The following is a 13,641-nucleotide window of genomic DNA, read 5'->3' as shown; positions in this document are numbered from 1 at the left end:
CTCCCCCTCCACCTCCCCACCCTCCCCCGCCCCCCCCCCCCCCGCCCCCCCCCCCCCCCCCGCCCCCCCCCACGACGGACGGGCCCCGACTGCCCCGCCGCCGCGCCCAGGAGCACATCGCGCCCCAGCTGCGCGACGCCCCCGCGCCCCGCCGGGACACCGGCCACGTCGCCGGCCACGACCCCCACCTGATGGCGGCCTTCCAACGGGGCGTCGGCCTCGCGGAGTCCCGGCAGCGACTGGAGCGCGGCCCGGCGGACCGTGCCGGCCCGCCGGACGAGCGCCCCGCGCCCGGCGGGTCCGGGCCGGTGGCGCCCGCGCCCCGCACCGACCCCATCGTCCGGCACGACGGGAGCACACCCGCCGGATGACCACGCCGTCCCCCACCTCCCTGCCCGGTGCTCCCGCAGACCTTCGTATCCCAAGGAGTCGATCCACCATGGCGAGCGATGCGCCGACCGCCCACGCGTCCGACCTCGACTGGCTGATGAGCGGACTCGTGCAACGCGTGCCGCACACCACCAGCGCCGTGCTGCTCTCCTGCGACGGACTGGTGAAGTCCGTGCACGGCCTCGACCCGGACAGCGCCGACCACATGGCCGCCCTGGCCTCCGGCCTGTACTCCCTCGGCCGCAGCGCCGGCGTCCGCTTCGGCGACGGCGGCGACGTCCGCCAGGTCGTCGTCGAACTCGACTCGATGCTGCTGTTCGTCACCACCGCCGGCTCCGGCACCTGCCTCGCCGTGCTGGCCGGCCGCGAGGCCGACGCCGCGGTGCTCGGCTACGAGATGGCGATGCTGGTCAAGAGCGTCCGGCCGTACCTGGTGACCGCGCCCCGGCAGCCGGCCGCCGAACCCCCGGTGATGAGGCCTTGAGCGTGACGGCGGCCGGTGACGGGCCCTGGCTCGACGACGCGGCCGGGAGGCTGGTGCGCCCCTTCACGGTCAGCAACGGCCGCACCCGGCCCACCGTCGCGCTCGACCTCATGTCACAGGTGAGAGCCACCGGTTCCGCCCCCCTCGGCTACCTCGGCCCCGAGCACGCGCAGGCGCTCGACCTGTGCCGCGCGCCCGTCCCGGTCGCCGAGGTCGCCGCCCATCTCGGGCTGCCGGTGGCCGTCACCAAGGTGCTGCTGGCGGACCTCGTCGACTGCGGGGCGCTGACCGACAAGCCCCCCGCGTTCCACCACACCCCGACGGACCGGGCCCTTCTGGAGGCAGTGCTCGATGGACTACGACGACAGCTCTGACCGCGTCCACGGCGCCGACCCGTTCCCCACGGCACTCAAGATCCTCGTGGCGGGCGGGTTCGGCGTGGGCAAGACGACCTTCGTCGGCGCGGTCAGCGAGATCGCGCCGCTCAGCACCGAGGAACTCCTCACCACGGTCGGTGCCGGCACCGACAGCCTCGACGGCATCGAGAACAAGGTCGAGACGACCGTGGCCATGGACTTCGGCCGCATCACCCTCGACGCGCAGCACGTGCTGTACCTGTTCGGCACACCCGGCCAGGAGCGGTTCTGGTTCATGTGGGACGAACTCTGCGAGGGCGCGCTCGGCGCGGTGATCCTCGCCGACACCCGGCGCCTGGAGGAGTGCTTCGCCGCGGTCGACTTCTTCGAGCAGCGCGGCCTCGGCTTCGTCATCGCCGTCAACGAGTTCGACGGCGCCTTCCGCTACGACCCCGGGGAGGTGCGCGCCGCCCTCGACCTCCCCGAGGAGGTCCCGGTGGTGCGCTGCGACGCCCGGATCTCCAGCTCCGGCGTCCAGACCCTGCTGACCCTCGTCCGGTACCTCATCACCCACGCCCCGGCCCCCGCGACGGAGCACGGCGTCCCCCGGTGAACCCCCGCACACCCCACGGAGCCCGTACATGACCCTCATCCGCATCCCGGGAGCCCGCCCATGAGCTACGACCCGCCGCGCCCGGCCGGTCGTCCGCTGCTCACCCCCGAGGACAGGCAGGCCCCGGACCGCGCCCGCAGGCTGCGCCGGCTGGGGCTGGGGGACCGCCCCGAGCCCGCGCTGGACGCCTTCGCGTACGGCCTCGCCGAGCTCACGGGGGCTCCGTACGCCATGGTCAACTTCCTCGGCGAGAACGGGCAGTTCTTCGCGGGACTGCACACCCCGGCCGTGGCGCCGTTCGCGCGCGGTGACGGCACCGGCGCCCTGCTGGGCCGGGTGCTGCCCCGCGACCACGGCTTCTGCCCCCACGTGGTGGCCCGGCGCAAGGCGCTGGTCCTGGAGGACGTGAGCGACTACCCGCGGTTCGCGGGCAACCCGGTCGTGGACGGGTTCGGCATCCGCTCCTACCTGGGCGCGCCGCTCATCGACGGCACCGGGACGGTGCTGGGCACCGTCTCGGTCACCGACGTCCGGCCGAGGGCCTGGGGACAGCCGGGGCTCGCGGCCATCAAGGAACGGGCCGCGGAACTCGTCGCACGGCTGGAGCACCGGCAAGACGACGGGCTGCCGCGGTGAACCGGGGTCTTCCCCGGGCCCTCGGCCGGACGGGGGACGGCGGACGGGGAGGACGGGTGACGGCGTGAAGGAAAGCTGTGGCCGCGCTTAAGAAAACCTCGATGGACCGGTGAGGGTGGTCTACGGCAGATTGCAGTGCGATTCCACTTCCCTCCCCGGCGTCGGGGCCTCCTCGGCGTGCCCCGGCGCCGGGACTCACCCTCAGGAGCCGTAGCGTTGAAGGCGCTGGTCAAGGAGAAGGCGGAGCCCGGGCTGTGGCTCGTGGACGTCCCGGAACCCGCCGTCGGACCCGGCGACGTGCTGATCAAGGTGCTGCGCACCGGCATCTGCGGCACCGACCTGCACATCCGGGCCTGGGACGGCTGGGCCCGGCAGGCGATCACCACCCCGCTGGTCCTCGGCCACGAGTTCGTCGGCGAGGTCGTCGGGACCGGCCGGGACGTCACCGACGTCAAGGCCGGCGACCGGGTCAGCGGCGAAGGGCACCTGGTGTGCGGCAAGTGCCGCAACTGCCTGGCCGGCCGCCGGCACCTGTGCCGGTCCACGGTCGGGCTCGGCGTCGGACGCGACGGCGCCTTCGCCGAGTACGTCGTGCTCCCCGCCGGCAACGTCTGGGTGCACCGCGTGCCCGTCGACCTCGACATCGCCGCGATCTTCGACCCGTTCGGCAACGCCGTGCACACCGCCCTGTCCTTCCCGCTCGTCGGCGAGGACGTCCTGATCACGGGAGCCGGCCCGATCGGTCTGATGGCCGCCGCGGTGGCCCGGCACGCCGGCGCGCGCAACGTCGTGATCACCGACGTCAGCGAGGAGCGCCTGGAACTCGCCCGCAAGATCGGCGCGACCCTGGCGCTGAACGTCGCCGAGTCGACCGTCGCCGACGGCCAGCACGCCCTCGGCCTGCGCGAGGGCTTCGACGTCGGCCTGGAGATGTCCGGCCGTCCCGAGGCCCTGCGGGACATGATCGACAACATGACGCACGGCGGCCGGATCGCGATGCTCGGCCTGCCCACCGAGGAGTTCCCGGTCGACTGGGCCCGGATCGTCACCTCGATGATCACGATCAAGGGCATCTACGGCCGGGAGATGTTCGAGACCTGGTACGCCATGTCGGTCCTGCTGGAGGGCGGACTCGACCTCGCCCCCGTGATCACCGGCCGCTACGCGTACCGCGACTTCGAGGCCGCCTTCGAGGAGGCGGCCGGCGGCAAGGGCGGCAAGGTCGTCCTCGACTGGACCGCCTGACCCCCATCCCGTCCGCGAGCACCTTCAGGGAGCCTCCATGTTCGACTCCGTGCGCGACGACCTGCGCGCCACCCTCGACGAGATCCGCGCCGCCGGCCTGCACAAGCCCGAGCGCGTGATCGACACCCCCCAGTCCGCCACCGTGAACGTCACCGCGGGCGGCCGTCCCGGCGAGGTCCTCAACTTCTGCGCCAACAACTACCTCGGCCTCGCCGACCACCCCGAGGTGATCGCCGCCGCCCACGAGGCCCTGGACCGCTGGGGCTACGGCATGGCGTCCGTCCGCTTCATCTGCGGCACCCAGGAGGTGCACAAGGAGCTGGAGGCGCGGCTGTCGGCGTTCCTCGGCCAGGAGGACACGATCCTGTACTCCTCCTGCTTCGACGCCAACGGCGGTGTGTTCGAGACGCTGCTCGGCCCCGAGGACGCGGTGATCTCCGACGCGCTGAACCACGCGTCGATCATCGACGGCATCCGGCTGTCCAAGGCCCGCCGCTTCCGCTACGCCAACCGCGACATGGCCGACCTGGAGCGGCAGCTGAAGGAGGCCGCGGAGGGCGGCGCGCGCCGCACGCTGATCGTCACCGACGGCGTCTTCTCCATGGACGGCTACGTCGCCCCCCTGGACGAGATCTGCGACCTCGCCGACCGCCACGGCGCCATGGTCATGGTCGACGACTCGCACGCCGTCGGCTTCGTCGGCCCCGGCGGCCGCGGCACCCCCGAACTGCACGGCGTCATGGACCGCGTCGACATCATCACCGGCACGCTCGGCAAGGCGCTCGGCGGCGCCTCCGGCGGCTACGTCGCCGCCCGCGCCGAGATCGTCGCCCTGCTGCGCCAGCGCTCCCGCCCGTACCTGTTCTCCAACACGCTCGCCCCGGTGATCGCCGCGGCCTCCCTGAAGGTCCTCGACCTGCTGGAGTCGGCCGACGACCTGCGCGTCCGGCTCGCCGAGAACACCGCCCTGTTCCGCCGCCGGATGACCGAGGAGGGCTTCGACGTCCTCCCCGGCGACCACGCCATCGCCCCCGTGATGATCGGGGACGCGGCCCGCGCCGGCCGCCTGGCGGAACTCCTGCTGGAGCGCGGGGTGTACGTGATCGGCTTCTCCTACCCCGTGGTGCCGCAGGGGCAGGCCCGCATCCGCGTCCAGCTCTCCGCCGCGCACTCCACCGAGGACGTGAACCGCGCGGTGGACGCCTTCGTGGCGGCCCGGGCGGAGCTCGACGCCTGAGGGGAGCACCGCGCGGCGTTTGAGAGAATCGCTCCCATGATCGAGGCGCGGCGGCTCCACATCCTCCGTGCGGTGGCCGACCACCGCACGGTCACGGCGGCCGCCGCCGCGCTCTACCTGACCCCCTCGGCCGTCTCCCAGCAGCTCGCCGCGCTGGAGCAGGAGACCGGCCACCGCCTGGTGGAGCGCGGCGCCAAGGGGGTCCGGCTGACGCCGGCCGGCGAGATCCTGCTCAGCCACACCAACGCGGTCCTCGCCCAGCTGGAGCGGGCCGAGGCGGAACTCGCCGCGTACGGCTCGGGCGAGGCCGGCACCGTCACGGTCGCCGCCTTCGCGACCGGTATCGCCGAGGTCGTGGCGCCCGCGGTGGCCCGGCTCGCCGGGTCCGCGCCGGGCATCCGCATCCGGGTCCGGGACGCCGAGGGCGACGCCAGCCTGCCGATGGTGCTGGACCGGCAGGTCGACGCCGCCGTGGCGGTCGAGTACCGCGGGGCACCGCCCGCCGACGACCCGCGGCTCACCCACGTACCGCTGTACGCCGAGCCGTTCGACGCGGTCGTCCCCGTCCACCACCGGCTGGCCGACTGCGCCGAGGTGCCGCTCGCCGAGCTGGCCAAGGACCCGTGGATCGGCCCGTACCCCGGCAACCCCTGCCACGACGTGGTCGTCCTGGCCTGCGAGGGTGCCGGTTTCCAGCCCCGCCTGGAGCACTCCTCGGACGACTTCCGCGCGGTGGTCGCCCTCGCCTCGGCGGACGCGGGCGTCGCGCTCGTGCCCCGTTCCGCGCTGCGCGGCATGGACCTCGCGGGCGTCGTCGTCCGCCCGGTGGACGGTGTGGCGCCGACCCGCCGGGTCTTCGCCGCCGTGCGCCGGGGCGCCGAGGGGCATCCGCTGATCCGGCCGGTGCTGGACGCGCTCCGCGCGGCGGCGGGGGAGCCGTAGGGCCGCTCCCCGACCGGGCCCGGCACGCCGCCCGCGAGCCGGGGAGGCGGCGGGGCGCCGGTGCGCGGGCGGTCGCGGCCACCGGAACCCGCGCACCACTGCCGGTGTCAGTGGCGGCCGCTACGGTCTCTGCCATGCTCGAAGCCGAGGACGTACGACGGACAGCCCTCTCCCTGCCGGACACGACGGAGAAGATCGCCTGGAGCATGCCCACGTTCCGGGTCGCCGGGAAGATGTTCGCCACCCTGCCCGAGGACGAGACCTCCATCGCGGTGCGCTGCCCGAAGGTGGAGCGCGACGAACTGGTCCTCGCCGAACCGGACAAGTTCTGGATCGCCGACCACGAGGCGCAGTTCGCCTGGGTGAGGGCGCGCCTGGCCGCCCTCGAGGACGAGGCCGAACTGCGCGACATCCTCGCCGACTCCTGGCGCCAGGCGGCCCCGCCGCGCCTGCTGGAGGCGCACCCCCGGCTGGGCCTGCCGCCCGGGGACTGAGGCACCCGCGCCGGAGGGCCTCCGGCGCGGCGGCCGGAGGCCGGCCGGGAGCCGCCGTGTGCCGTCGGCCGCCTCACGCCCCGGCCGGCACCGCCCCGCCCGCGCCCAGGAACCCCCCGATGCGTTCCCGCAGCGACCGCGCGTCGAGGCCGTGCGCGGCGACGTGCTCCTCGATCCGCCCGTACCGCCGCAGCTCGGCCCGGCCCACGCCCAGCCCCAGCACCCGGTGCGGCAGGTCGGCGAGCGCGTCGTTCGCCGCCGCCGTCGAGGTCCCCGCCAGGTACGGCTCGACCAGGACGACGTCCGTCCCGGCCGCCCCGGTGGCGCGGCGCAGGGCGGCCGCGTCGAACGGGCGGACGGTGGTGGCGTACAGGACGGTGACGTCGAGCCCCTCCGTGGCGCGCAGCACCGCGTCCAGCACCGGGCCGACGGCGACCACCACACCGGAGCGCCCCTCGCGGACGGTGCGCAGGCGCTCCCCGTCCACGGGCAGCCCCTGCGCGTTGGACTGCACGGACAGCCGCACGTACACCTTGTCGTCGCCGGCCGCCACCGCGTGCCGCAGCAGCGTCTCGGCCTCGTCCGGGTGCCCCGGCACGTGCACGGTCCAGCCGTCCAGGGTGTCCAGCAGGGCCACGTCGCCCGGTGCCATGTGCGTGTACCCGCCGGCCGGCCAGTCGAAGGAGGCGGCGGCGCTCACCAGCACCGCGCCCGCCCCCTGGTGCCCGAGGTCCAGTTTGACCTGCTCGAAGGGCCGCTCGACGAGGAAGCTCGCGAAGGTGTGCACGACGGGCCGCAGCCCGGTCAGCGCCATTCCGGCGGCCGCCCCGACCAGGAGCTGCTCCCGGATGCCGACGTTGACCACCCGGTCCGGGTGCCGGCGCAGTGCCTCGGTGAAGCCGTCCCTGCCGACCTCGGCGAGGACGACCGCGACCCGCGGGTCCTCGTCGAGCAGCCGGGTGACGACGGGGGCGAAACGGTCGCGCATGGTGTCCACGGAAATCGTTCCTTTCCGGAGGTCCGTACCAGGACGGAGGAGGGGGCGGAGGGGGAGCGGGGGAGGGGGCGGGAGGGTCACGCGTTCTTCGGCTCGACCCGGGCCACGACCACGTGCGGCCGGCCCGGATGCGGTGCGGTGAACGCGGCGTGCAGCGCCTCGTGGTCCCGGCCGTCGACGGTGAGCGCGGACCAGCCCGCCGCCTCGAAGCGGGCGGCGATCCCGCCGGGGCGGGCGTGGCTGGCGGAGGAGTTGTCGACGACCACGGTGTGCAGCCGCTCCAGGCCGGCGGGCCCGGCGAAGGCGATCGCCTCGTGGTTGCTGCCCTCGTCCAGCTCGGCGTCCCCGATCAGCGTCCACACCCGCGGCTCGTCCAGCCCCTGGGCGCGCAGTCCCAGCGCCGTGCCGACGGCGATCGGCAGCCCGTGCCCCAGCGAGCCGCTGCCGATCTCGGCGCCCGGCACCAGGAGGCGGTCGGGGTGGTGGCCGAGGGGCGAGTCGTACGAGCCGAAGCCCGGCAGCCAGTCCACGGGCAGGAACCCCTTGGCGGCCAGCACGGCGTAGTACGCCATCGGCCCGTGTCCCTTCGACAGCAGGAACCGGTCGCGTTCCGGGTCCTGCGTCCGCTCCGGGGCCACTCGGAGCACCCGGTCGTAGAGGACCCACAGCACGTCCAGTGTGGAGGTCGCGGCCGGACCGTGCTTCTCGTCGCCGGTCATCAGGGCCATCAGGGCCGGCAGGTCCGGGTACCCGTACGTACGTGCGTGTTCTTCGGTGATCGTCATACGGCGATCGTGCAACCTCAAGTAAACTTCAGGTCAAGCCCTCGGTGATGCGCCGGATCAGGGCCCGGTGAAGGAGTGCGCGATCACCGTCCCGAGTGCGGTATGGTTTCCGTGCGCGTTCGGCCGGGGAATCCCCAGGTCAGGCGGGCAACGGGACGTGGCGCAGCTTGGTAGCGCACTTGACTGGGGGTCAAGGGGTCGCAGGTTCAAATCCTGTCGTCCCGACTTGTGGAACAGCAGGTCGGAGGTCGTGCCGGGGCAACCCGGGGCGGCCTCTTCGTCGTTTCCCGCGGACCGGCCGGGATCCCGTCCGTTGATTCCTATAAGGGCGATTTGCCGATGAATGTCCTTGATATCCCCCTACGCGCTGTTTAGCGTTCGCCGGGTGAGCACCGTCGCGGGACCGATACCCGTGCCGCCTTCCCGGAAGCGAGGTGTGGAGCGCGTGTGGAGACGCCCCCCAGGGGCGCGACGGACGCGGGCGCTGGTCGCGCTGACCCTGCTGGCCTCCGCGCTCGCCGCGTGCGGCGACGACGGGGGCGACGGCCGCCCCACCCTCAACTGGTACATCTTCCCCGACGACTCCGGCGCCCTGCAGAAGGCCGCCGACCGCTGCACCGAGGCGTCCGGCGGCCGCTACCGGATCAGCTACCGGAAACTTCCCCGCGACTCCGACGGCCAGCGCGAGCAACTGGTGCGCCGGCTCGCCGCCGAGGACACGTCCATGGACATCCTGGGCCTGGACGTCACCTGGGCCGCCGAGTTCGCCGAGGCCGACTGGATCCGGGAGTGGACCGGCGAGACGAGGCGGCGGGCCACCGAGGGCACCCTGCGCGTCCCGCTGCAGACGGCCACCTGGAAGGGCGGGCTCTACGCCGTCCCGTACAACACCAACACCCAACTGCTGTGGTACCGCAAGGACCTGGTGCCCACCCCGCCCAGCACCTGGTCCGAGATGCTGGACACGGCCCGGGACCTCGCCCGGCGGGGCGAACCGCACTACGTGGAGGTCCAGGGCGCCCAGTACGAGGGCCTGACCGTCTGGTTCAACAGCCTGGTCAACAGCGCGGGCGGCACCATCCTCGATCCGGACGCCACCGCGCCCTCCCTCGGCCCGCCGGCCGTACGGGCCGCCTCGATCATGCGCGACCTCGCGAACTCCCCGGCCGCGGACCCCTCCCTGCCCAACCAGATGGAGGACCAGAACCGCCTCGCCATGGAGTCGGGGACGGCGGCCTTCGAACTCAACTACCCGTTCGTCTATCCGTCGATGAGGGCGAACAACCCCGAGCTGTTCCGGAACTTCCGCTGGGCGCCCTACCCCCGGGTCGACGCCGACCGCCCGGCCCGGCCCACCATCGGCGGGATCGACCTCGCCGTCAGCGCCTACTCCCGCCACCCCGACCTGGCCTTCGAGGCGACCCTGTGCCTGCGCAACCGGGAGAACCAGCTCACCGCCGCACTCGACGGCGGACTGCCGCCCACCCTGCGCGCCCTGTACGACGAGCCGGCGTTCAGGGAGGAGTACCCCTTCTCCCGGGAGGTGCTGGCCGCTCTGGAGTCGGCGAGCGTGCGGCCGCTCACCCCCGCCTACCAGAACGTGTCGATCGTCATCGCCAACACGCTGTCCCCGCCGTCCGCGATCCAGCCGGAGAAGGCGGTCGACACCATCGGGGAACAGATCGGCGCTGCCCTGCGATCCGAGGGTGTGATCCCGTGAACCACCGCTTCCCGCCCCGTCCCGCCGTCCCGCGGGCGGCCTCCTGCCCGGGCGGTCCGCGATGAGCACGAGGGCGGCCCCGGCCGGCGCCCCGCCGCCCGGCGGGGCGGGGCGGGCCCGGAAGGGCAGGGGCCGGACGGCCCTCTCCGCCGGCGCCCGGCAGGAGCGGCGCCTGGGCTGGCTGCTGTGCGCGCCGGCCGTCCTCGTCATGACCGCCGTGACCGCCTACCCCATCGGCTACGCCGTCCACCTCTCCCTCCAGCGCTACGACCTGCGGTTCCCGGCACGGGCGGAGTTCGTGGGGCTGAGCAACTACGGGGCGGTGCTGACCTCCCCGTACTGGTGGGACGCCTTCTGGGTCACGCTGTTCATCACCGCCGTGTCCGTCGCCGTCGAACTCGTCCTCGGCATGGGACTCGCCCTGGTGATGCACCGCACGCTCTTCTGGCGCGGCACGGTCCGCACCGCCGTCCTCATCCCCTACGGCATCGTCACCGTCGTCGCCGCCTTCTCCTGGCAGTACGCCTGGACCCCCGAACTCGGCTACCTCGCCGAACTGCTGCCCGGCGGGGAGGCCCCGCTCACCGAGCAGTGGCCGGCGCTGTGGCTGATCATCCTCGCCGAGGTGTGGAAGACCACCCCGTTCATGGCGCTGCTGCTGCTCGCCGGCCTCGCCCTGGTCCCCGAGGAGACCCTGAAGGCGGCCATGGTGGACGGGGCGACGGCCTGGCAGCGCTTCACCAAGGTGGTGCTGCCGCTGATGAAGCCGGCCATCCTGGTGGCGCTGCTCTTCCGCACGCTGGACGCGTTCCGGGTCTTCGACAACATCTACGTCCTGACCTCGGGCGCCCACGGCACCGGCTCCGTGTCCATCCTCGGCTACAACAACCTGTTCACCGCGCTGAACCTGGGCATCGGGTCGGCGATCTCGGTCCTGATCTTCCTCTGCGTCGGGATCATCGCCTTCACCTTCGTCAAGCTGTTCGGCACCGCCGCACCGGGTTCGGAGGTGGAGCGCTGATGGCCGCCGCGGGAAGGACCCACGCGACCCGGTGGGGCGTCGTGAACGTCGTGGTGGTGCTGTACGCCCTGTTCCCCGTGTGGTGGATCGCCGCACTGTCGTTCAAGGACCCCGGCACCCTCACCGACGGCGCCTACATCCCCCGGAAGTGGACCTGGGAGAACTACCGGGGCATCTTCGAGACCTCCGAGTTCACCCGGGCGCTCGTCAACTCGATCGGCATCGCCCTGATCGCCACCGCGATCGCGGTGGTCCTCGGCACCATGGCCGCCTACGCCGTCGCCCGGCTGCGGTTCCCCGGCAAGCAGGTCCTCATCGGCATGTCGCTGCTGATCGCCATGTTCCCGCCGATCTCCCTGGTCTCCCCGCTGTTCGCCATCGAGCGGGCCCTCGGGATCTTCGACACCTGGCCCGGGCTGATCATCCCGTACATGACCTTCTCGCTGCCGCTGGCGATCTACACCCTGTCGGCGTTCTTCCGGGAGATCCCCTGGGACCTGGAGAAGGCCGCCAAGGTGGACGGGGCCACCCCCGCGCAGGCCTTCCGGATGGTGATCGTGCCGCTCGCCGCGCCGGGCGTGTTCACCACCGCCATCCTCGTGTTCATCTTCTGCTGGAACGACTTCCTGTTCGCGATCTCGCTGACGTCCACCGAGTCCGCGCGGACGGTGCCCGCCGCCATCGCGTTCTTCACCGGCAGCTCGCAGTTCCAGCAGCCCACCGGGTCGATCGCCGCCGCCGCCGTGGTGATCACCGTCCCGATCGTCGTTTTCGTCCTGCTCTTCCAGCGGCGGATCGTCGCCGGGCTCACCTCCGGGGCGGTCAAGGGATGACCGGGCCGCGCCGAGCCGTCCCGCACCGCTCCCGGGCCCGGGCCCGGCAGGCCTGAAGGCAAGGAGGCACCACCATGGCCGAGATCGTCCTCGAGGGAGTCACCAAGCGTTTCCCCGACGGGTCCGTCGCCGTGAGGGACGTGGACCTCGCCATCGCCGACGGCGAGTTCGTGATCCTGGTCGGCCCCTCCGGGTGCGGCAAGTCCACCACCCTGAACATGATCGCCGGGCTCGAGGACATCACCGAGGGCACCCTGCGCATCGGCGGCCGGGTCGTCAACGACCTCGCGCCCAAGGAACGCGACATCGCCATGGTGTTCCAGAGCTACGCCCTGTACCCGCACATGAGCGTGCGCGAGAACATGGGGTTCCCGCTGCGGCTGGCGAAGGTGGACAAGGCCACCGTCGACCGCAAGGTCGACCAGGCCGCCCGGGTGCTCGACCTGACCGGGCTCCTGGACCGCAGGCCCGCCAGCCTCTCGGGCGGCCAGCGCCAGCGGGTGGCCATGGGGCGGGCCATCGTCCGCGACCCCGAGGCGTTCCTGATGGACGAGCCGCTGTCCAACCTGGACGCCAAGCTCCGGGTGCAGATGCGCACCCAGATCTCCCGGCTGCAGCGCAGCCTGGGCACCACCACCGTGTACGTCACCCACGACCAGGTCGAGGCGATGACCCTCGGCGACCGGGTCGTGGTGATGCGGCAGGGCGTGATCCAGCAGGTCGGCACCCCCGCCGAGCTCTACGACACGCCGCGCAACCTGTTCGTCGCGGGCTTCATCGGCTCCCCGGCGATGAACTTCGTCGACGCCTCCCTGTCCGGCGGTGTGCTGCGCACCTCGCTGGGCGACCTGCCGCTCGACGACCGCACGCGCAGGGCGCTGGAGCGGAAGGACGCCCCCCGCGAGGTCATCGTCGGGCTGCGCCCGGAGGCCTTCGAGGACGCGAGCCTGGCGCGCGGGGCGGGCGGTCCCGTCGTCACGGCCACCGTGGAGGTGCTCGAATCGCTGGGCTCGGACGCGTACGTCTACTTCAGCGCGGAGGGCGGGCCGGCGACGAGCGCCGAGCTGGAGGAGCTCGCCACGGACTCCGGCCAGCGCGACACCGGCGGCGCCGCGCAGATCGTGGCCCGGCTGGACGCCGCCACCCGCGCCCGCGAGGGCGCTGCCGTGGAGCTCCGGGTCGACCTGCGCAAGGCCCATGTCTTCGACCCGTCGACCGGCGTGAACCTCACCCACCCGGTCGGCCGCTGACACCACGGGCCCGGGGTCCCGCGGCACCACGGTGCGAGGGCCCCCGCGCAAGGCCCCCGGGGGGATCAGACCGCGCAGCCCGCGTGGGCCAGGGCCTGCTTCAGCAGCACCCCGTGCCCGCCCGGCATCTCGCTCTGCACCGCCGGCGACACGGCCTCCCGCGGGCTGAACCACACCAGGTCGAGGGCGTCCTGCCGGGGCCGGCAGTCGCCCGTCACCGGCACGATGTAGGCCAGCGACACCGCGTGCTGGCGGGGGTCGTGGAAGGGGGTGACGCCTTGGGTGGGGAAGTACTCCGCGACCGTGAACGGCTGGAGCGACGCCGGGACGCGGGGCAGCGCCACCGGGCCGAGGTCCTTCTCCAGATGACGCAGCAGGGCGTCGCGGACGCGTTCGTGGTGCAGCACCCGGCCGGAGACCAGGGTCCGGCTGACCGTGCCGTCCGGCCCGATGCGCAGCAGCAGGCCGACGCTGGTGACTTCGCCGCTGTCGTCCACGCGCACGGGGACGGCCTCGACGTACAGGATCGGCATGCGGGCGCGTGCCATCTCCAGCTCGTCGGAGGACAGCCAGCCGGGCGTGGTCTCGGTCATGTCAGACATTGCTTGATCATACTTTCGACGGTCCGCTCACGGGAG

At 73.2% G+C, this 13,641-nt stretch carries 15 protein-coding genes and 1 tRNA gene; 13 read left to right on the top strand and 3 right to left on the bottom strand.

Annotated elements, in window-relative coordinates:
• Positions 1–439 precede the first annotated feature (439 nt).
• The 8 genes from ACZ56B_RS23590 (at position 440) to ACZ56B_RS23555 (ending at position 6,397) form a co-directional block, all read left to right on the top strand.
• Positions 440–874: a roadblock/LC7 domain-containing protein gene (locus ACZ56B_RS23590; RefSeq protein WP_468793964.1), complete on the top strand. Its 435-nt coding sequence runs from the start codon at positions 440–442 to the stop codon at positions 872–874.
• Positions 875–876: 2 nt separating this feature from the next.
• Positions 877–1,248, top strand: a complete 372-nt coding sequence (locus ACZ56B_RS23585) for a DUF742 domain-containing protein (protein WP_468793986.1) — start codon at positions 877–879, stop codon at positions 1,246–1,248.
• A complete protein-coding gene (locus ACZ56B_RS23580; RefSeq protein ID WP_468793961.1) occupies positions 1,226–1,843 on the top strand; it encodes a GTP-binding protein in 618 nt (205 codons plus the stop codon). Before ACZ56B_RS23585 ends, ACZ56B_RS23580 begins: the two co-directional genes overlap by 23 nt.
• 60 nt (positions 1,844–1,903) lie before the next feature.
• Complete coding sequence (locus ACZ56B_RS23575; protein ID WP_468793958.1) at positions 1,904–2,479, top strand: GAF domain-containing protein; 576 nt, start codon at positions 1,904–1,906, stop codon at positions 2,477–2,479.
• 216 nt (positions 2,480–2,695) lie between these two features.
• Positions 2,696–3,724: an L-threonine 3-dehydrogenase gene (tdh, locus tag ACZ56B_RS23570; RefSeq protein WP_468793955.1), complete on the top strand. Its 1,029-nt coding sequence runs from the start codon at positions 2,696–2,698 to the stop codon at positions 3,722–3,724.
• A 37-nt stretch (positions 3,725–3,761) separates the two neighbouring features.
• Positions 3,762–4,961, top strand: a complete 1,200-nt coding sequence (locus ACZ56B_RS23565) for a glycine C-acetyltransferase (RefSeq protein ID WP_468793952.1) — start codon at positions 3,762–3,764, stop codon at positions 4,959–4,961.
• A gap of 36 nt (positions 4,962–4,997) precedes the next feature.
• On the top strand, positions 4,998–5,903 hold the full coding sequence (locus ACZ56B_RS23560; protein WP_468793949.1) for a LysR family transcriptional regulator: 906 nt from the start codon (positions 4,998–5,000) through the stop codon (positions 5,901–5,903).
• Between the two features lie 134 nt (positions 5,904–6,037).
• Complete coding sequence (locus tag ACZ56B_RS23555) at positions 6,038–6,397, top strand: MmcQ/YjbR family DNA-binding protein (protein ID WP_468793946.1); 360 nt, start codon at positions 6,038–6,040, stop codon at positions 6,395–6,397.
• A gap of 73 nt (positions 6,398–6,470) precedes the next feature.
• On the opposite strand, the gene ACZ56B_RS23550 is transcribed toward ACZ56B_RS23555, so the two are convergent.
• Positions 6,471–7,394, bottom strand: coding sequence for a transketolase family protein (locus tag ACZ56B_RS23550; RefSeq protein WP_468793943.1), 924 nt, complete (start codon positions 7,392–7,394; stop codon positions 6,471–6,473).
• Between the two features lie 77 nt (positions 7,395–7,471).
• Entirely contained in the window at positions 7,472–8,179 is a 708-nt protein-coding gene (locus tag ACZ56B_RS23545) for a transketolase (RefSeq protein WP_468793940.1), read from the bottom strand.
• Between the two features lie 151 nt (positions 8,180–8,330).
• Here ACZ56B_RS23545 and ACZ56B_RS23540 point away from each other — a divergent pair.
• The 5 genes from ACZ56B_RS23540 to ACZ56B_RS23520 all read left to right on the top strand — a co-directional run bounded on the left by ACZ56B_RS23540 (position 8,331) and on the right by ACZ56B_RS23520 (position 13,003).
• Positions 8,331–8,404: transfer RNA gene (locus ACZ56B_RS23540), tRNA-Pro, on the top strand.
• A 220-nt stretch (positions 8,405–8,624) separates the two neighbouring features.
• Positions 8,625–9,899 (top strand): ABC transporter substrate-binding protein, encoded by a 1,275-nt coding sequence (locus ACZ56B_RS23535; protein WP_468793937.1) that lies wholly within the window; start codon positions 8,625–8,627, stop codon positions 9,897–9,899.
• A gap of 61 nt (positions 9,900–9,960) precedes the next feature.
• On the top strand, positions 9,961–10,920 hold the full coding sequence (locus ACZ56B_RS23530; RefSeq protein ID WP_468793934.1) for a carbohydrate ABC transporter permease: 960 nt from the start codon (positions 9,961–9,963) through the stop codon (positions 10,918–10,920).
• Positions 10,920–11,753, top strand: coding sequence for a carbohydrate ABC transporter permease (locus ACZ56B_RS23525; RefSeq protein WP_468793931.1), 834 nt, complete (start codon positions 10,920–10,922; stop codon positions 11,751–11,753). The genes ACZ56B_RS23530 and ACZ56B_RS23525 overlap by 1 nt, the downstream gene beginning before the upstream one ends.
• A 74-nt stretch (positions 11,754–11,827) precedes the next feature.
• Positions 11,828–13,003: an ABC transporter ATP-binding protein gene (locus ACZ56B_RS23520; RefSeq protein WP_468793928.1), complete on the top strand. Its 1,176-nt coding sequence runs from the start codon at positions 11,828–11,830 to the stop codon at positions 13,001–13,003.
• 65 nt (positions 13,004–13,068) lie between these two features.
• Here ACZ56B_RS23520 and ACZ56B_RS23515 read toward each other — a convergent pair whose 3' ends face one another.
• Positions 13,069–13,605 (bottom strand): NUDIX hydrolase family protein, encoded by a 537-nt coding sequence (locus tag ACZ56B_RS23515; protein ID WP_468793925.1) that lies wholly within the window; start codon positions 13,603–13,605, stop codon positions 13,069–13,071.
• Positions 13,606–13,641: the final 36 nt, after the last annotated feature.

It is taken from the genome of Streptomyces sp. NPDC034670 (assembly GCF_055574875.1).
This window is presented reverse-complemented; position numbering and strand designations above follow the sequence as displayed.